The organism is Bacillus tequilensis (assembly GCF_012225885.1).
GTDB classification, from domain to species: domain Bacteria; phylum Bacillota; class Bacilli; order Bacillales; family Bacillaceae; genus Bacillus; species Bacillus tequilensis.
This window is the reverse complement of the sequence record NZ_CP048852.1, coordinates 1,157,662-1,175,827: the sequence shown is the minus strand read 5'-3', so window position 1 is coordinate 1,175,827 and position 18,166 is coordinate 1,157,662. Positions and strand designations below refer to the sequence as shown.

Below are 18,166 nucleotides of genomic sequence, written 5' to 3'. Positions count from 1 at the left end.
ATGTAAAAAAGCTGTCCGGGAACATCTTCCGGGCAGCTTTTTCATTTTCATCAAAAACCGAGCGGGTGCAGAGAGGTAATATCATCGATTGCCAGTTCAGTCGGCGCGCCGTTTCCAGTCGTGCGAAGCAGAACAGAATCATTTCTCCTTCCGACAATCACGCCCCTGTACGTTCTTCCATTGGCTTCAATCAGACAGAGGGCTCTCGGCATGTTATGCGGCAGCTTTGTTAAAAAATCGATTTTTTCATGAATAGACATCTTGCTCATCGGTTTTTTTACTTTTCTTGCCGGAGGTGCTTTTTCCTCCGCTTTGGCAGCATTATGGACAGCTTCCGGTTCTTTTTCAGGCTTTTGGGCTTCAAGCGCAGGCTCTTCCTTTTTTTCTGCTTTCAGAGGCTCGTGTTCGGCGGTTTCTTCAACGGCTTCAGGCTCTGCTTTCTGCTGGTCCTTTATGTTCTCTGGCTCGCTTATCTCCTGTGTTTCCTGACTGACTGGTTCATCTGCAGCCTTTGGATCTGCTTGCTGGACAGCCGCCATGGCTTCCTCCTGTTGTTTCTCCGGGTAAGCCGGCTGCTGTTCCTCAAACTTTGGCGGATCAGGTTTTTCGGCCTTTCTTTTGATGACAATCTCCTGCATGGATGACCTCGCTGTTTCTGCATAATCCGGCTGAACAATATACATGAGCGGGCTTTTATCCGCGTTTCTTTTCTTATTAGACATCTTCATCCCTCCGATTGTGTCATATTCTATCTATATGACAGAAAGCTGAAAATCAGAAGAAATAAAAAAGCAATCCCTGTTTGGGATTGCTTGAAATAGATCCTTGCTTAGCGGGCAGTGATATGAAAACCTGAATCAACGTGAAGGTTTTCACCTGTAATGCCTCGGGACATATCGCTGAATAAGAATGTAGCTGTATCGCCCACTTCTTCAGGTGTTGTCGTGCGGCGAAGCGGCGCACGCTCTTCGATGTCTTTCAGGATAGAGTTGAAATCGCTGATGCCTTTTGCAGATAAGGTTCTGATCGGACCAGCAGAAATGCTGTTAACACGGATATTTTCTTTTCCTAAGTCAGCAGCTAAGTATTTGACACTTGCATCAAGAGACGCTTTCGCTACGCCCATGACGTTGTAGTTTGGCATCACAAGCTCTCCGCCAAGGTATGTTAAAGTGACAATGCTGCCGCCTTCAGTCATCATCGGACGTGCCGCTTTGACAACAGCTGTCAGAGAATATGAGCTGATGTTATGAGCCAGAAGGAAGCCGTCACGATTTGTGTTTAAGTATTCGCCGACAAGCTCTTCTTTGTTGGCAAACGCGATACAATGCGCAATACCGTGGATCACACCGACCTGCTCCTTAATGCTTGCGAAGCAAGTTTCAATTTCCGCGTCGTTTGTTACGTCGCAAGGAAGAATAATGGAATCGTTGCGTTCTAACGTTCCGGCAAGCTCGTGAACAGATTTCTCCAAGCGTTCGCCAGCGTATGTGAAAATCAAACGTGCACCCGCTTCATGTAAAGAGCGCGCAATTCCCCACGCGATACTTCGTTTGTTGGCAACCCCCATTACAACAATGTTGCGGCCTTCAAGTGAAAAATTCATATGTATAAAGCCTCCTATATTTAATAAAGACATAGTATTAGTACCTGATCTTAATTCCTATCATATCATAACCTTGTCCAGATGAAAAGCTCATCCGAAAGACAAACGTGAAAGAGACCACCATCAGCTGGTGATCTCATCGGCTTGTGTTGAAGCTGTTTCGTTTAAAAGCAAAATGATTTGTCGGCCCGTGACCTGATCCGATGCCGAGCGTGTTTTCAACCGCTTCACGGACAAAATTGGCCGCAGCCTCGAATGCCTGATGAATGCTGTCTCCTTTAGCCGTTTGGGCTGTTAAAGCCGCCGCAAAGGTGCATCCTGTGCCATGTGTATGCTTTGTATCAATATAAGGATGGCTGATTTGCATAAACATGCTCCCATCAAAAAGAAGGTCAGTAATGTGATTGTCCTCAGGCTGGTGCCCGCCTTTGATAATCACATGCTGCGCACCCATCTCGACGAGCTCCTCCGCCGCTTTTTTCCGATCATCCAGCGAGCTGATTGTCATTCCTGTCAGTGTTTCTGCTTCCGGGATATTCGGCGTAATCGCGTAGCTTCTTGGAATGAGCAGCTCCTTTAAGGCAGCAACTGATTCATCACGCAGCAAGGATGCCCCGCCCTTTGCAATCATAACCGGATCAACAATCACACGGCTAAACCCGTACTCATCAATTTTCCTCGCCACTTCTTCGATCATTTCGGCATTCCAGAGCATCCCTGTTTTTACAGCGTCCGGTCTCAAATCCTCGGCAACAGCATCAATTTGCTCTCTCAGCGCCTCTGCGGTCAGCGGATACACTCCATGGACGCCAAGCGTATTTTGGGCGGTTACCGCCGTAATCGCAGACATACCGTAAACGTCAAGCTCTTGGAAGGTTTTAATATCTGCCTGTATCCCTGCGCCGCCGCCTGAATCAGAGCCGGCGATTGTCAATGCTTTATAGATACTCATTACACTACACTCCTTTTATTACCCGATCCATTTATAATAAATGGACTTTGCCCGGGCAATATCATTCGTTCCATGGATTAACGCTCTGCCGTCCCGGAACAGCACCATTTTCATATCATCCGAGCGGCAGGAAATTAAATACGGATTCGCAGCTACTTCAAGCCCGGCCTGTCTCAGCTGTCCGGCAAGCACGTCAAGATCCGCTTCTTTTGTAAAGGAAGATCTGATTTGCACTGTGTTCCTGCCGCACAATACAGCCGCTTTTGTTTGGTTCTCATATGACAAAAACGGAAAATCCTTCGTGCCGCAGCTTGGACATGCGTCATGTTTGAGACCAGCCGCTCTCACCTCTGAACGCTCATTTTTCCACAAGTCAAAGGAGCGCAGCACCGGCTCGCACTCCTCTCCCGTCAGCAGCTTCAGCGCGTCTGTCACTTGAAAGACCGCTACCTGCAAAACAGCCGGACTGATGATGCCGGCTGTGTCACATGTCGCTCCGCCTATCGGAAGAGTATCGAGCAGGCAATGCAGGCAGGGGGTCGCTCCCGGTACTACCGTAAAGGTGAGGCCATAGCTTCCTACACAGGCACCGTAAAGAAAAGGAATTCCTTCTTTTACTGCAGCGTCATTTACGATCAGGCGGGTTTCAAAATTATCTGCCGCATCCACAATGATGGAAGCGCCTTTAATCAGCTCGAAGATATTTTCGGCTGTCACATCCATGACAAAGCCCGTCACATCGACTTCGCTGTTAATCGAACGGAGGCGACGCTCAGCAGCGGCCGCTTTCGGCATTTCTTTTCTGACATCATCCTCTGTATACAGCTGCTGGCGCTGCAGGTTGCTCCATTCAACATAGTCTCTGTCGGCAATCTTCACAGAACCGACTCCCGCTCTCACCAGCATTTCCGCACTCGCTGTTCCAAGCGCGCCGGCGCCAATAATCACAGCGCGCGCTTCTTTCAATTTTTTCTGACCGGATAGGCCGATCGGAGTAAACAGCTCCTGTCTGGAATACCTGACCGTCATACAGGAATACCTTCTCCCGGGCTGCTTGCCGTTCCGTATTGCTTAAGCGGAATGCGTCCCGCCTCATAAGAAAGGCGTCCTGCTTCGACCGCTAGCTTCATGGCACGAGCCATTTTCACAGGATCATTTGCGCCAGATACTGCCGTATTGAGGAGTACGCCGTCCGCTCCGAGCTCCATTGCGTATGCCGCGTCTTTCGGCGATCCGATGCCGGCGTCCACGATGACCGGCACTTTCGCCTGTTCAATAATAAATGACAGATTCAAAGGATTTAAGATTCCCTGTCCCGACCCGATCGGAGACGCACCCGGCATGATGGCATGAACGCCGAGCTCCTCCAGTTTTCTCGCTAATACAACGTCATCAGACGTATACGGGAGCACAATAAAGCCTTCTTCAAGAAGCTGTTTAGACGCTTTTAATGTCTCAACAGGATCAGGCAGCAAGGAACGGCTGCAGCCGATGACTTCGACTTTAATCATGTCACAAAGACCTGACGCTTTCGCCAGCCTTGCAATCCGGACCGCTTCCTCTGCTGTGCCAGCGCCTGCAGTATTCGGTAGCAGCGTATATTTGGATAAATCAAGCTGTTCCAGAAAATTAGGCTGAGACGCTTCAAAAATGTTCATTCTCCGCACAGCAAATGTTAAAATATCAGACTCGGAAGCAGCCACCGCTTCCTTTTGAATTTCAAACGATGGGTATTTCCCCGTGCCCAGCAGCAATCTTGATTGGAATGATTTGCCCCCAATTGTTAACATGCTCATCCGCCTCCTACAAAATGGACAATTTCAATGACATCGCGATCACAAAGCTCAACCTCGTGATAATGTTCTTTGCCGATAATTTCTTTATTTCTTTCAACGATGACAATTTTATTTTCAAGCTCATAAGACGCCAGCAGGTCTTGAATGGTACCTGTGTCTTTTTCCCACTTCACGTCTTTACCGTTCAGCTGTAGCATCATATGTGAACCGCCTCCTTGCGATCAATTCGGAATGCGTGCAGCCAGTCTTGATTGACCTCTTTATTCATGATGAGATCACTGATCAAAGCACCCGTTGCCGGAGCAAGCAGAATCCCATTTCTGAAATGGCCCGCCGCAAATACAATACGGCTGTCCTCGGGGTGTCTGCCGATGTACGGTTTCCCATCCTTTGTCCCCGGCCGCAGTCCAGCCCAAAAACGATCCACCTTCATATTCTGAATGGCCGGCAGCATCGTTTTTGCTTTTTTCATAATCGATTCCAATCCGCCAAGATCCGGTGTTTCACTCCAGTCACCCGGCTTCATCGTCGCACCGACAACCAGTCTGCCGCTTTTTCTCGGTACGATATAGCAATGGTCATGGTAAAGTGTTGTTGTCAGCGGGATATCATCGTTCCACACGGACAGGCACTCCCCTTTCACAGAGAAAAATGCATGGTTCAGCCCGAGCTGTTTAAAAAGCATCCCGCTCCATACCCCGCTGGCAACCGCGACATGATCCGCCCACACGATACCCTTCGGTGTCTCAATGGACAGCGCATCACCGTCACGTTCGACATGCAGAACGGGCGTATGCTCAAAAATCTCCGCCCCGAGCGCTTTCGCTGCTTTCGCATATGCCTTGCAAACAAAATAAGGCTCTACGTGCACATCATCCTGAATAAAAGATGCTCCGAAAATGTCATCAGACGTATACGGCTCTTTATCTAACACTTCATCTTTGGTATGCCAGCTGACAGAATCCAAGTCATCCATCTTCCTCAGCCGCAGCACATCTTCTTTAGAAAACGCAAGCTTAAACATGCCGCCGTTATGCTGCCTGATATCAATACCAGATAATGTGTAAAGCTCTTCACCAAGACCTCTGTACAGACGCTGGCTGTGCAGGGCGAAATCAAAAAACGCGTCACGTTCCTCGCACTCGGCGTGGGCGCCCAGCATTCCGGCAGCAGCACTTGTTGTTCTGCCGCCTATTGTTTCGCTTTCAAACAATGCGATGCTTTTGTTTTCCTTTGCTAAATGGTAAGCAATGGCGGAACCGATTATGCCGCCTCCAATGACAACTGCATCATAATGCTTTTTCATAGCGCATCTCCTTTAGCTTACGGGAATATCGTCTGGCAGCTTCCAAAGGATCAGCAGAGGAAAATATTCCTGACATCACTGCGATGCCGTCTGCTCCTGCTTGTTTTACATCTCTTAATCTGTCCGGCGTCATTCCGCCGATCGCGATAACCGGGATGGAAAGCCGCTGTTTTATATCTGACAGCAATGACATCCCTCTGCCTTCAAGACCCTTTTTACAATCCGTTTCATACACATGGCCAAACAGCACGTAGTCTGCGTCTTCCTTTTCTGCTTGAACCGCTTCCTCAAACGAATGCACCGACCGCCCGATATGAAGGTGAGGAAATCTGGCTCTGACCTGCTTCGGCGAAAAGCTGCTGCTTGGCAGCTGCACGCGATGAATCGTGGAAAAAAGCGCAATATCCACTCGCCCATTCATGATCAGTTTTCGTTTGTCTACCCCGCCTTTAGAAATAAGCTCAAGCAGTTTCAAAATGTCAGCCGCCGTTTTTGACCGTTCCCGAATGTGAATAAAATCAACTTCATTGTGAATAGCGATCACCGCTCTTGCCAGCTCTTCAACCGGCTTGCAGTCATCCGTTATGGCGTGAAGCTCCACATTCCTCCACCTCTTCTTTTATACCGCTTTCAGACCAGCCTTCTTTTTGATAGGCCATTCCCCAAAATTGATATTCATAGTAGCTGGAAATCACAAAATTTTCTTTCATCTTGGCGCGCACTTCTTTCGTGCTGTTTTCCGCCAGCTCATTAAAACGATTGATTTGCTCTTCAACCTGCTGTTTGAACCAGTCACCGCCATATGTGCTGATCCATTTCTGATAAATCGGATGCCCTGGATCACACGTCAGCAATTTCTCCCCAACCTCGTAATACAGCCAGTAGCATGGCAGCAGGGCCGCTAAGATCTCAGCAAAATTCCCGCTCAAAACCGAACGGTACATATGGGATGTATAAGAGTATGCCGTAGGAGACGGCTTAAACGCCTTGCGCTCTTCCTCGCTGATTTCCAACAGCTCCGCAAACTCGCGATGAAGCGCCATTTCCGCCTCATATGTACCTTGGGCGTGGCTCGCCATCCGCCCCGTTGTATAAAGGTCTTTTGCATAAGCGGCACCGAATGACTGTACCTTCGCAAAATGCGTTAAATAATAAGAATCCTGAAGCACGTAGTATGTAAAACGGTCAATGGGAAGCGTTCCGTCACCGATTCCCTGAACGAACGGATGAACAAAGCTCCCCTCCCACCATTCTGAGGCTGCACTGCGGCATTCTTCTGAAAACTTCACACATCATTCCCCCTGTCTGAAAAATAAAAAACCACTCTCCCGCAAGGAAAAGTGGTTTGGAATTGGCATAGTAAAATAACACAAATACCGCTCCACTTCCCTACGCAGGTCTGAACCTGTTCAAGTTATGAGGGTCTAAAAGTCACACTTTTATCTCAGCCCTTATGAAGGACACCCCTAGTGGTTATACGAATCATATTGAATTGTTCTGCACCTCTATATTAACACGAATCCCTATTTGGTCAAGATTTATCCTTCCAATGTTTTCTTAAGATCCGTTACATACCCCCTGGATCCGGTAACAATTAAGCGGTCTCCCAGCTTCAGCCTTGTATCCCCATGAGGAACAATGCTGTCGACCCCTCTGAAAATCCTGACAAAAATGACGTCGCCTGTTAAAGGGAATTCCCGTAATATGACACCGTCGTATGTGCTGTTTTCCATATTAATTTGATACAGCGAAGACTCCTGATTCGTGAGAAGCTTCATGACACCAGGCGCTTCTATCAGCGCACGAAGCAGCGTTTTGGTCGACAGCAGAATAGAAAAAATACTGATTCCCTGCTCCTTCAGAGCTGCTTCATTCTCCGGCGATCCAACGCTGGCAATGACTCTTTCTGTACCTTTTTCTTTTGCACGTAATGCAATGTCCGTATTCATGTCTTCATTCCCTGTCGCCACCACAAGGATATCAGCATCAAAAATACCGAGCGAATCAAGGGTTTCAAGCTCATAATCAGAAATCGTTTCAACTGTAAATACTGAGTCTGACAGCTTTTCCTCAGCATTTTCCTGATAGACATGAACAACCCGCACGTCATACTCGTTCTCCGGCAACTCAAGTGTAACAGGCAAAGTCATTTGATTGGCGCCGATGAACGTAATCGTCTTTTTCTCCTCCGGCTGCTCTTCCCGTTTGTACAATTTTTTAAAACAGATCGGCGTAAAAATACTTGCAATAACGGCTACTAAAATTAGCGCGCCTGACATATTCGCACTAATCACGTGAAGCTGCTGTCCGATTGTCGCAGCGGCAATCACGAGCGAAAGCGTTGATGTCAGCAGGAAACCAGACGCGAAAATGGTTCGGTTATCATACCACCTCTTTAAGTACAGGACAGGAATGATTTTGCTGACTAACAGCGCCAGTAGCAGAAGCGGAATCATGATTAAAATGGTTTTATCTTGGAAAAGAGTCCAAATATCCAGCTTCACACCGACCATTACAAAGAAAATCGGTATTAAGAACCCGTAGCCGAATGAATCCAGCTGCTGAACAAGCTCTTTGTTTGGTGAAAGAAGGGAAACGAGAACACCCGCTAAGAAAGCGCCGAGAATATTTTCTGCCCCAAGTGATTCAGAAAGGGCAACGAGCACGATGATTAACGTGAAAATGGCACGCGTCCCGATCTGGACCGTCCCTTTTGACATAGATTGAACAAAAGAGCGATGTTTAAAGACCCGGCCGAAAAAGTAAAGCACCACTCCGGCAACAAACAGAATCATCAAGAGCCACATGTTCCCGCTGTCCTCTCCGTATAAAGAAGAAAAAACTGCAAGAAGAATCATCGTAGCCAAATCCGCAATAACAGCAACGAGCAAAATAATCTGGCCGATATTTGAATTCATGATCCGTTCTTCTTTCAGCGTTGGAACGACAACGCCTAACGAAATCGTTGAAATAATAAGCGTCATTAAAAAAGCATTTTGAATAAATCCAGCCAGGACGAACCCATAGGACAAGAGCAATGATAAAATAAAAATACCGGCAAAAATAACAGATGCCGCAGCAAACGTATGAGGCGCTTCCTTGCCGTTCGGCAAAAGCTGCTTTTTCTTTCCTTTCTCAAACGATGAAAAATCAATTTCAAGTCCGCTTAAAAACATTAAAAAGATAAATCCGAGCATCGAAAGTGTCTGGAGCCATGTATCACCCTCCACAACTAAATTAAGACCGCTTTTTCCAATAATCAGCCCCATAATGATTTCAGCAACAACAACCGGGATGCTGAGTTTAAACCGATGTAGAAGGATAGGTGTCAAAAATGCAACGATAAGTACAACAACTAAAGATGCAACAGATGTATGGGCCATAATCAGAACCTCCTTTTTTGATCAGGGTTATTCCAGTTCTCAATCAAAGAACAGAACCACATGTTTTAAAAAACATAACGCGATTTTAACAAGGGTGATGATGAAAAATAAAGCAATAAGGTCTTAATCCTGTTTAGAAAATCATTCTTCTATAATTTGCACATAAAAGCTTGTGATGACTCACAGCACTTTGCATCATAATAAATAAAACAATCAGCAAGGAGGCTACCGCATGGCTTACGATATCATCAGTGATATTCACGGCTGCTATGACGAAATGACGGCATTAATCCAAAAGCTTGGCTACACAATCAAAAATGGAGTGCCTGTCCACGCAGAAGGCAGGGTGCTTGTTTTTGCCGGAGATTTAACTGACAGAGGACCAAAATCAATAGAGGTCATCCGTTTTGTAGCCGGTGCTTACGAAAAAGGCGCAGTACGTTATGTCCCGGGAAATCATTGCAATAAGCTGTACCGCTACTTAAAAGGAAATCCGGTGAAAGTGATGCATGGGCTGGAAACAACAGCGGCAGAACTTGAAGAATTTTCTAAAGAAGAAAGAAAAGCAGTCAGCGAACAGTTTATGAAGCTGTACGAAACGGCCCCGCTTTACGACATCTTACATAACGGAGAATTAGTTGTCGCCCATGCTGGCATAAAGGCTGACGATATCGGCAAATATACCGGCAGAGTGAAAGACTTTGTGCTTTACGGCGATGTGACGGGCGAAACGTATCCGGACGGCAGGCCTGTCAGACGTGATTGGGCAGCCGCCTATAACGGAAAGGCTTGGGTGGTATACGGTCATACGCCTGTAAAAGAGCCTCGAAAGGTTAATCGGACCATCAATATTGATACAGGCTGCGTGTTCGGAAATAAACTGACAGGCTTTCGTTTTCCAGAAATAGAGACCGTTTCCGTCCCAAGCACCCTTCCTTATGACGAATCGAGATTTCGCCCCATATAAAAAAGGAGAGAATCATGGATTCTCTCCTTTTATCAGTTCTTTCAAATCTTGAGGCAGCGCAGCATGAAATGTCATGTTCTTCTGTGTCAGCGGATGGATAAACGAAAGGCGCTCGCTGTGCAGGGCCTGCCGGCCGATTGCCCGTCTCGTCCCGCCATACAGTGTATCACCGCACAGCGGGTGTCCGAGGTAGCTCATATGCACGCGAATTTGGTGGGTCCTGCCTGTCTCAAGCTGCAATGTCACCGAGGTCATATCATCGGTTGCGCGTGTAACATAAAAATGAGTAACCGCTTTCTGGCCATCCGGTGTCACCATCCGTTCAATAATACTGTCAGGATGTCTGCCAATCGGAGCATCGACTGTTCCCTCCGCCTGCGCCATCCGCCCGTGAACGACTGCCGCATACCGGCGTTTCACAAGTCCGTTTTTCTGCGCTGACGATAAAATGGAATGAGCAAAGCGGTGCTTGGCAACAAGCATAACACCTGATGTATCCCGGTCTAGCCGAGTGACAAGGTGCACCGTTGCCCGCACTCCGTTTTTTTGATAATGATGGATAAGTCCATTCGCAATGCTGCCGGAAGGATGTTCTCTTGAAGGGATGGAAGATACGTACGGCTGTTTGTTTATCACAAGCACATGATCATCCTCATAAAGGATATCGAGCGGAACAGGCTCTGCCAATAGCGTCTCGCTCACCTGTTCCTCAGGAAACTTCACAACAAGAAGATCTCCCTCTCTCAAAACGTATTTGACCGTCACATGCTCACCATTGATCAGCAGGTCTCCCCCGCCAAACTTGATATCGGTCAGCAGACGTTTCGAAATTCCCAGTTCACCGGCATATTCTTTTACAGTCATCCCGTCTTCAGCGGAAGTCATGTTCTTTTTGATATAAAAATGCTCCACGATACGTCCTCTTTCTATTCACCTTTTCCGATAAACGAATCCTGGACTCTTTTCCAAAATGGAAACGGACGGAATCGCGCAAATCTCACATTTTCAGATGCCACCTGGCAGCGAATCGATTTGACATCTTTATGAAGAAGAGTTAAATGATCAATCGTCACTTGAAAGTCAACTTCGTTTCTCGGCTTAATCATGCAATCATGATGCGAGGGGAGAAGCAGCGGCGATCCGACCGTCCGGAATACGCGGTTATTAATAGAAGCCATTTCCGCAAGCTGGATCGCTCTGATAGACGGATGAATAATCGCTCCGCCCAGCGCCTTATTGTAGGCTGTGCTGCCGGATGGCGTTGACAGGCAGAGACCGTCGCCCCGGAAGGTTTCAAAAAGCTGCCCCTTGATTTCCACATCAGCCACAAGGCTTCCTTCTATGCTTTTAATCGTGCATTCATTTAATGCTAAATATCTTTCTTCCCGCTCATTTTCGTGATAGGTCACAATCACTTCAAGCAGCGGATATTCAACTGTATGATACGGTGTTTTTGCAATCGCAAGAACAAGTTTTTCAATTTCATGAGGAACCCAGTCGGCATAAAACCCGAGATGACCCGTGTGAACGCCGACGAATGCTGTTTTGTCCAAGCGGTCGCTGTATCTGTGAAAAGCGTATAAAAGCGTTCCGTCGCCTCCGACTGAAATGACGATTTCCGGTTCGTTTTCATCCAGCTCCATATCAAAATCCAATAAATACGCCTGTATTCTGCTTTTCAGCGTATCAGAAACTTGATCTCCTTTTGATGATACGGCAAATTTCATGCTTTTCTTCCCCTTTACCTATTGTTGCTCGCTGCCTTTTTTCTTTCTTGAAAAGGCAGCTTGAGCTTCTTGTACTTCACCCCTGATCTCCGACATCTCCTCATCAAGCCGGGAAGCCGCTTCAGAAGCGCGCTGAAGCCTTAGTTTTACTTTTTCAGGGATGTTTCCGCTGTATTTATAATTTAATGAATGCTCAATGGTCGCCCAAAAATTCATCGCCAGCGTGCGGATCTGTATTTCCACCAGAACATGCTTTTCTCCGGACACCGTCTGTAAAGGATACACGACGACAAGGTGATATGACCGGTATCCGCTCTCTTTATGTTCCGCAATATAATCCCTCTGATCCACAACGGTGAAATCTTTTCTGGCAAACAGCATGTCTTTCACGATTTCGATGTCATCGACAAATTGGCACATGATTCTAAGGCCTGCGATATCCTGCATGGTTTCAATTTCATGCAGCGGTATGCTTTTCCGTCTCGCTTTTTCAAGTATGCTCGCCACAGGCTTGACTCGTCCGGTCACAAATTCGATCGGCGAATGGTCATCCTCGTATTCATATAGTGTGCGGATCCCCTTGAGCTTTACTTTCAACTCTTCGACAGCCTGGCGGTACGGCACTAAAAAACGCTCCCATTGTTTGTCATCCATCATACATCCCCCAATTCCGAACCAGTTTCTATAAAAACACGCGTTTCACTTTATCTTCCATTTCTTCTCCGTAGTTCGCATTATCTTTTATATTTTCTAAAAGATATTCCAGCTCCTCGTGCAGGCCAGAAAGTTCAATCGATTCGCCTCCGGTCTCTAAAACAACCGGAATTCTTTGTGCGTGGGCCTGCTTGAGTTCCGGCCACACATGTTCCTTTATAATGACATATTCAAAAGAATCAGCTAATTCAAGTATGTATACAAAAGCAAAGTGGTCAGAATCAACAAGCATTTGACCTGACGGCTTGCGTTTCGCTTCGATTCCTTCTGCCTCACAGGCAAGGCGAAGCTGATCATCCGATAATGTTGCGTTCATGATTTCGATTCTGTTTTGCATAATGCGCTCCTTTTTAAACAAATTACAGATTCATTTTATCATATCAAGCTCGATATTGATAAACCTAACATCTAAAGAGATAATAGTAAAAATAAGATTTACAGGGCGGAAAGGAAGAGCATCATGAGCCAAGAAATTGAAATAGAATTTAAAAACATGCTGACCAAACAAGAATTTAAAACCTTAACAGCCGAACTCCAGCTGACAGAAAAAGATTTTACAGATCAAAAGAATCACTATTTTGACACAAACTGTTTTGCACTGAAACAAAAACAAGCTGCGCTTCGAATACGCAAAAAAAACAGCGAGTATGTTCTCACGTTAAAAGAACCGGCAGCTGTCGGGCTTTTAGAAACACACCAACGGCTTTCGGATGTTTCAGATCTAGCCGGCTTTTCAATCCCCGAAGGCCCTGTGAAGGACCAGCTGCACAAGCTTCAGGTCGATACAGACGCCATTCAGTACTTTGGATCTTTAGCAACAAACCGCGCTGAAAAAGAAACAGAAAAAGGCTTAATAGTTTTAGACCACAGCCGATATTTAAATAAAGAGGACTATGAAATCGAATTCGAGGCGGCAGACTGGCATGAAGGCAAACAAGCTTTTGAAAAGCTGCTTCAGCAATTCAGCATTCCTCTGCGCGAAACCAAAAATAAAATTCTGCGTTTTTATGAAGAAAAACGAAAGTCTATATAAGGTGGAATGACATCGTGAATGTAACGAATTGGACATCTTTACTTCAGCTTCAGGCATTACAGTCCATATCTAATGCACGCAGCACAGGCACTCAAAATGCGGAAAGCCCGCTCTCAAGCTTCAGCTCTTTGCTCAGCCAATATACAAACGGACTGACGAATCAGCAGCCAACAGCAGCTTCTGCATCGCCAAGCCCGCTCAGCCTGCTGAACAGCGCTTCTTCAACAGCGCCGTCACTGCTTTCAGCTTTTGGGCTTAACTCATATACAAATAGCAATTCAGACTATATTACAAAAGCGGCAGAAAGCACCGAAACAGCTGATGCAGCTTCATCTTCAAACAAACAAGAAGCCAAACAGATCAGTTCGGGAGACTTCTCCGTTGACAGCGCAATAAAAAAAGCCGCTGATAAATATGGCGTCGATGAAAAACTGATCCATTCCATCATCAAGCAGGAATCAGGTTTTAACGCAAAAGCAGTCAGCGGAGCAGGTGCGATGGGCTTAATGCAGCTGATGCCGTCAACGGCAAGCTCACTCGGTGTTTCTAATCCGCTGGACCCGCAGCAAAATGTAGAAGGCGGTACGAAATATTTAAAACAAATGCTGGATAAATACGACGGCAATGTGTCTATGGCCTTAGCGGCTTACAACGCCGGACCGGGAAATGTGGACCGATACGGGGGTATTCCTCCTTTCCGAGAAACGCAAAACTATGTAAAAAAAATAACTTCAGCTTATTACGCGTAACCAGAGCGGCCCTTGCCCTCTGGTTTTTTTTACGGAGTGAAATCCTACGCATTCCTGATTTTTATGTGATATGATATGAAATACAACCCCGGCTGTCAGCCGAAACTTGTAATCAAACGCATAAAAGGCAGTTTGTTTGTAGAAATGGTGCCTTGTTGCTAAAATAAATCTAGATGAATTCATGAAATACAGAAAATTACTTTTCGCAATAGGATTTATGATTCCTATTAGCCATATTTAAAGGAGTAGTCAACATGGGACAATCGTTTAACGCACCTTATGAAGCGATTGGAGAGGAACTTCTATCGCAACTTGTTGATACTTTTTATGAACGTGTCGCGTCTCATCCTTTGCTGAAGCCGATTTTTCCTAGTGATTTAACAGAAACCGCCAGGAAACAGAAGCAATTTTTGACTCAGTATTTAGGCGGTCCCCCGCTTTATACTGAGGAACACGGCCACCCCATGCTCAGAGCAAGGCATCTTCCCTTTCCAATTACAAACGAGAGAGCTGATGCATGGCTCAGCTGTATGAAGGACGCAATGGACCATGTAGGGCTGGAGGGCGATATTCGCGAGTTTTTGTTTGGACGGCTGGAATTGACAGCAAGGCATATGGTGAATCAAACGGAAGCGGAGGATCGATCATCTTGACAAACTATCAGCATGAGCAATACTTCGCCCATTGCCACGGTCATCCAAAAAAACCGCTTGAAATCTACATGTTTGTAGACCCTTTATGTCCTGAATGCTGGTCCTTAGAACCCGTCATCAAAAAGCTGAAAATCAGATACGGACGCTTTTTCACCTTACGCATAATAGCTTCCGCAAGCCTTACCGTTTTGAATAAGAAACGGAAAAAGCATCTTCTCGCAGAAGCATGGGAAAAGATCGCAAGCCGCTCCGGCATGTCATGTGACGGCAATGTCTGGTTCGAGCAAGATCAGCCGCTTTCATCACCTTATATGGCAGCTCTCGCTTTTAAAGCAGCCGAACTGCAAGGACGAAAAGCCGGCATGCAATTTCTCAGGAACATGCAGGAGAGTCTGTTTGTTTCAAAACAAAACATTACGGATGAAAACGTGCTTTTGGAAATCGCGGAAAAAACAAGTCTCGATCTTGAAGAATTCAAAAACGATCTCCATTCTCAAAGCGCTGTCAAGGCGCTTCAATGTGACATGAGAATTGCCGCTGAGATGGATGTTTCCGTTAATCCGACGCTGACGTTTTTTAATACACAGCATGAGGACGAAGGACTTAAAGTACCAGGCAGCTATTCATACGATGTATATGAAGAAATCTTATTTGAGATGCTTGGCGACGAGCCGACGCCTTCGGAAACCCCGCCTTTGGAATGTTTTATTGAATATTTCCGCTTCGTTGCCTCTAAAGAAATTGCGCTTGTATATGATCTGAGCCTTGAAGAGGTAGAAAAAGAAATGAAAAAATTGGCGTTTGCTAAAAAGGTTGCAAAAGTGGAAGCCAAACACGGAATGTTTTGGAAATCTCTCAGCACTTATTCTGATGAATATCAATCATGTGAAAAATAGCCGCAGGCGTGAATATGCTTGAGGCTGTTTTTTTACGCCGGAACCGAACATACGTTCCGTTTATAGTGCTAAAGAAACCGCGCCGGGATAAGCGCGGTTTCGTATGTCTTAACGACAACAAAGGGGATGGGAGAAATTTTTCACGGTCAAACAAAGGGGTAATGTTTGTTTGTGATCAATTTCACATCCTTATGATAACAAAAGATGTCGACTTTTGACAACCTCTATGCTTAATGTTCATATTTTTGTCACAAAACATAACGACGTGTATTCACTCATATCCTAATAAGGAAAAAGGACGAGGAGGAACGCCATGATGTATACTGTCATCTCCATTGTATGTATTGCTGTTTTTTTCTGTTTGAATATATTAGGCATGATGCATATGCTGCCGCTTTACATTACCTCTCCTCTGCTGTTTCTGTCTATTTTGTTCACTCTCTACCGGCTGAACCACAGGAAAACCTTTAAAGGGTTTTAAAAAAGCCTGTGCGGCCATTTCTGCACAGGCTTTCTTTTTTATGACTGCTCGACTTTCATCAGCAGTTCTTCCATTTCATCTAGTTTTTCCTCAAACATTTTGCATGCAGCTTCGATCGGCTCTGGAGACGTCATATCAACACCCGCTTTTTTCAGGACATCAATCGGGTATTGTGAGCTTCCAGCTTTCAGGAAGTCAATATAACGGTCAACTGCCGGCTTTCCTTCTTTTAAAATCTGGTTGCTTAACGCTTGGGCAGCACTGTATCCTGTCGCATACTGATACACATAGTAATTGTAATAGAAGTGCGGAATCCGTGACCATTCAAGACCGATTTCCTTATCAATTACCATGCCGTCTCCGAAATACTTTTTATTCAGATCGTAGTAGACACTTGTCAGAAGCTCAGGTGTGAGCGGCTCCCCTTCTTGCGCCTTTGTATGGATGAGATGTTCAAATTCAGCAAACATCGTTTGTCTGAAAACAGTCCCTCTGAAGCCCTCAAGCATATGGTTGAGGATGTATAAGCGCTGTTTTTCATCATCTAAATTGTTCAGCAGATATTCGCCAAGAAGCGCTTCATTTGTTGTAGACGCAACTTCTGCAACAAAGATGCTGTAATTGCCGTACGGATATGGCTGGTGCTTTCTCGTATAGTAGCTGTGAACGGAATGGCCAAACTCGTGCACGAGCGTAAAGAGATTATTGACGTTATCATGCCAGTTCATCAAAATATACGGATTCGTGCCGTAAGATCCCGATGAATAAGCGCCATTGCGTTTTCCTTTATTTTCATAAACGTCGACCCAGCGGTTTTCCAGCCCTTCTTTTAGGATGGCGGCGTATTCTTCTCCTAAAGGTGCAAGGCCTTTTAGCATGTAATCTTTGGCTTCCTCGTACGTGACCTTCATTCCCGCATCCTTCACAAGCGGTGTATACAGATCATAGATATGCACCTCATCAAGCTCAAGCACTTTCTTTCTCAGTGCGATATAGCGGTGCAGGAGCGGCAAATGCTTATTAATCGTTTTGACGAGGTTGTCGTATACTTCCTCAGGAATACTGTTGTTAGAAAGCGCAGCTTCACGCGCTGACTTGTACTTTTTCACTCTGGCGTAGAAGTTGTCCTTTTTCACAGTGCCGCTTAGCGTCGTGGCCATTGTATTTTTATATTGACCGTATGTTTTATATACTTCCTCAAAGGCATTTTTGCGGACTTCACGGTTTTCACTTTCTAAGAAGTTAATAAAGTTTCCGTGAGTGATCTGTTTTTCATTTCCCTCTTCATCTTTAATGGACGGGAATGTAATCTCGGCGTTATTTAACACGCTGAACGTATTGGAAGGTGACCCTAGCACTTCAGAAGCTTCAGCAAGCAGCGCTTCTTCCTTTTCGCTCAGTACGTGAGGGCGCTCCTTTGTAATCTCCTCAATCGCATGGGAGTACAGTTTCAGTTCTTCTTTTTCAAGAATAAACTGCTGCAGCTTGTCTTCTTCTATGGATAAGATTTCCGGAACCAAATAAGCTATCGCGCTTGCGGCCTGTGTATACAGGTTTCCCGCCTTGTCATTCAGCCCCTGGTAAAAGGAGTTCCCGGTATCTTGGTCAGAACGCATATGCGCATATGTGTAAAGCCTGCCCAGCCGCTCCATCACTTTATCTTGGTACGTAAGAGCCTCGTACAAATGATCAGCTGAATCTGCCAGCTTTCCTTTATACTTAGATAAATTCGGAATTAATTCTTTTACAGCTTGAAATTCTTTATTCCAGGCCTCATCATTAGGAAAAATATCCTCAAGTCTCCATGTGTCTTCTGCCTTTACCTCACTTCTTTCAGGCAGTTGGTTTGCTTTTTTTTCCTCAGCCATGGTGATCCCCCTCGTTTTCTTTGATTCAAGCCAAT

Annotated in this window: 21 protein-coding genes and 1 riboswitch; of the genes, 6 read left to right on the top strand and 15 right to left on the bottom strand. The window is 45.8% G+C overall.

Going from position 1 to position 18,166, the window contains the following annotated elements:
* Nucleotides 1–50 precede the first annotated feature (50 nt).
* The 10 genes from cotO to G4P54_RS06145 form a co-directional block, all read right to left on the bottom strand.
* Nucleotides 51–728 carry a spore coat protein CotO gene (cotO, locus tag G4P54_RS06190; protein WP_167872109.1) on the bottom strand — a complete coding sequence of 226 codons (678 nt, stop codon included), beginning with the start codon at nt 726–728 and terminating at the stop codon, nt 51–53.
* 101 nt (nt 729–829) lie between these two features.
* The gene (gene fabI, locus G4P54_RS06185) at nt 830–1,606 is read right to left on the bottom strand and encodes an enoyl-ACP reductase FabI (RefSeq protein WP_024714136.1); all 777 of its coding nucleotides are present in this window, start codon (nt 1,604–1,606) and stop codon (nt 830–832) included.
* 136 nt (nt 1,607–1,742) lie between these two features.
* Nucleotides 1,743–2,558, bottom strand: coding sequence for a bifunctional hydroxymethylpyrimidine kinase/phosphomethylpyrimidine kinase (gene thiD / locus G4P54_RS06180; protein ID WP_167872108.1), 816 nt, complete (start codon nt 2,556–2,558; stop codon nt 1,743–1,745).
* An 18-nt stretch (nt 2,559–2,576) separates the two neighbouring features.
* Complete coding sequence (gene thiF, locus G4P54_RS06175) at nt 2,577–3,587, bottom strand: thiazole biosynthesis adenylyltransferase ThiF (protein WP_167872107.1); 1,011 nt, start codon at nt 3,585–3,587, stop codon at nt 2,577–2,579.
* Nucleotides 3,584–4,354 carry a thiazole synthase gene (thiG, locus tag G4P54_RS06170; protein WP_167872106.1) on the bottom strand — a complete coding sequence of 257 codons (771 nt, stop codon included), beginning with the start codon at nt 4,352–4,354 and terminating at the stop codon, nt 3,584–3,586. The genes thiF and thiG overlap by 4 nt, the downstream gene beginning before the upstream one ends.
* Nucleotides 4,351–4,551, bottom strand: coding sequence for a sulfur carrier protein ThiS (gene thiS, locus G4P54_RS06165; RefSeq protein ID WP_167873835.1), 201 nt, complete (start codon nt 4,549–4,551; stop codon nt 4,351–4,353). Before thiS ends, thiG begins: the two co-directional genes overlap by 4 nt.
* Entirely contained in the window at nt 4,551–5,660 is a 1,110-nt protein-coding gene (gene thiO / locus G4P54_RS06160; RefSeq protein ID WP_167872105.1) for a glycine oxidase ThiO, read from the bottom strand. Before thiO ends, thiS begins: the two co-directional genes overlap by 1 nt.
* A complete protein-coding gene (gene tenI / locus G4P54_RS06155) occupies nt 5,644–6,261 on the bottom strand; it encodes a thiazole tautomerase TenI (protein ID WP_167872104.1) in 618 nt (205 codons plus the stop codon). Before tenI ends, thiO begins: the two co-directional genes overlap by 17 nt.
* The gene (gene tenA, locus G4P54_RS06150; RefSeq protein WP_024714129.1) at nt 6,236–6,949 is read right to left on the bottom strand and encodes a thiaminase II; all 714 of its coding nucleotides are present in this window, start codon (nt 6,947–6,949) and stop codon (nt 6,236–6,238) included. Before tenA ends, tenI begins: the two co-directional genes overlap by 26 nt.
* A gap of 80 nt (nt 6,950–7,029) precedes the next feature.
* A riboswitch (TPP riboswitch) is annotated at nt 7,030–7,138 on the bottom strand.
* A 60-nt stretch (nt 7,139–7,198) separates the two neighbouring features.
* Nucleotides 7,199–9,043, bottom strand: coding sequence for a monovalent cation:proton antiporter family protein (locus G4P54_RS06145; protein ID WP_167872103.1), 1,845 nt, complete (start codon nt 9,041–9,043; stop codon nt 7,199–7,201).
* A 232-nt stretch (nt 9,044–9,275) separates the two neighbouring features.
* Between G4P54_RS06145 and prpE the strand changes: the two genes are divergently transcribed.
* Nucleotides 9,276–10,010, top strand: coding sequence for a bis(5'-nucleosyl)-tetraphosphatase PrpE (gene prpE / locus G4P54_RS06140; protein WP_167872102.1), 735 nt, complete (start codon nt 9,276–9,278; stop codon nt 10,008–10,010).
* Between the two features lie 12 nt (nt 10,011–10,022).
* Here the strand turns inward: prpE and G4P54_RS06135 are convergent, their stop codons facing one another.
* From G4P54_RS06135 to G4P54_RS06120, 4 genes are read right to left on the bottom strand one after another with little or no spacing between them, the layout of a single operon-like run.
* Nucleotides 10,023–10,922, bottom strand: a complete 900-nt coding sequence (locus G4P54_RS06135; RefSeq protein WP_024714126.1) for an RluA family pseudouridine synthase — start codon at nt 10,920–10,922, stop codon at nt 10,023–10,025.
* A gap of 14 nt (nt 10,923–10,936) precedes the next feature.
* Nucleotides 10,937–11,737, bottom strand: coding sequence for an NAD kinase (locus tag G4P54_RS06130; RefSeq protein WP_024714125.1), 801 nt, complete (start codon nt 11,735–11,737; stop codon nt 10,937–10,939).
* A gap of 18 nt (nt 11,738–11,755) precedes the next feature.
* Entirely contained in the window at nt 11,756–12,391 is a 636-nt protein-coding gene (yjbM, locus tag G4P54_RS06125; protein WP_024714124.1) for a GTP diphosphokinase, read from the bottom strand.
* A 28-nt stretch (nt 12,392–12,419) separates the two neighbouring features.
* Nucleotides 12,420–12,788: a UPF0738 family protein gene (locus G4P54_RS06120; RefSeq protein ID WP_167872101.1), complete on the bottom strand. Its 369-nt coding sequence runs from the start codon at nt 12,786–12,788 to the stop codon at nt 12,420–12,422.
* Between the two features lie 123 nt (nt 12,789–12,911).
* On the opposite strand from G4P54_RS06120, the gene G4P54_RS06115 reads away from it, so the two are divergent.
* The 5 genes from G4P54_RS06115 (at nt 12,912) to G4P54_RS06095 (ending at nt 16,263) form a co-directional block, all read left to right on the top strand.
* Nucleotides 12,912–13,484: a CYTH domain-containing protein gene (locus G4P54_RS06115; protein WP_167872100.1), complete on the top strand. Its 573-nt coding sequence runs from the start codon at nt 12,912–12,914 to the stop codon at nt 13,482–13,484.
* A gap of 14 nt (nt 13,485–13,498) precedes the next feature.
* Nucleotides 13,499–14,233, top strand: coding sequence for a bifunctional muramidase/murein lytic transglycosylase (cwlQ, locus tag G4P54_RS06110; RefSeq protein WP_277348618.1), 735 nt, complete (start codon nt 13,499–13,501; stop codon nt 14,231–14,233).
* A 254-nt stretch (nt 14,234–14,487) separates the two neighbouring features.
* A complete protein-coding gene (locus tag G4P54_RS06105; RefSeq protein WP_003224612.1) occupies nt 14,488–14,886 on the top strand; it encodes a globin domain-containing protein in 399 nt (132 codons plus the stop codon).
* Nucleotides 14,883–15,782: a protease adaptor protein SpxH gene (gene spxH, locus G4P54_RS06100; RefSeq protein WP_024714120.1), complete on the top strand. Its 900-nt coding sequence runs from the start codon at nt 14,883–14,885 to the stop codon at nt 15,780–15,782. The genes G4P54_RS06105 and spxH overlap by 4 nt, the downstream gene beginning before the upstream one ends.
* Nucleotides 15,783–16,095: 313 nt before the next feature.
* Complete coding sequence (locus G4P54_RS06095) at nt 16,096–16,263, top strand: hypothetical protein (RefSeq protein ID WP_019713977.1); 168 nt, start codon at nt 16,096–16,098, stop codon at nt 16,261–16,263.
* A gap of 38 nt (nt 16,264–16,301) precedes the next feature.
* Here G4P54_RS06095 and pepF read toward each other — a convergent pair whose 3' ends face one another.
* Nucleotides 16,302–18,131, bottom strand: coding sequence for an oligoendopeptidase F (gene pepF / locus G4P54_RS06090; protein WP_167872099.1), 1,830 nt, complete (start codon nt 18,129–18,131; stop codon nt 16,302–16,304).
* Between the last annotated feature and the right edge of the window lie 35 nt (nt 18,132–18,166).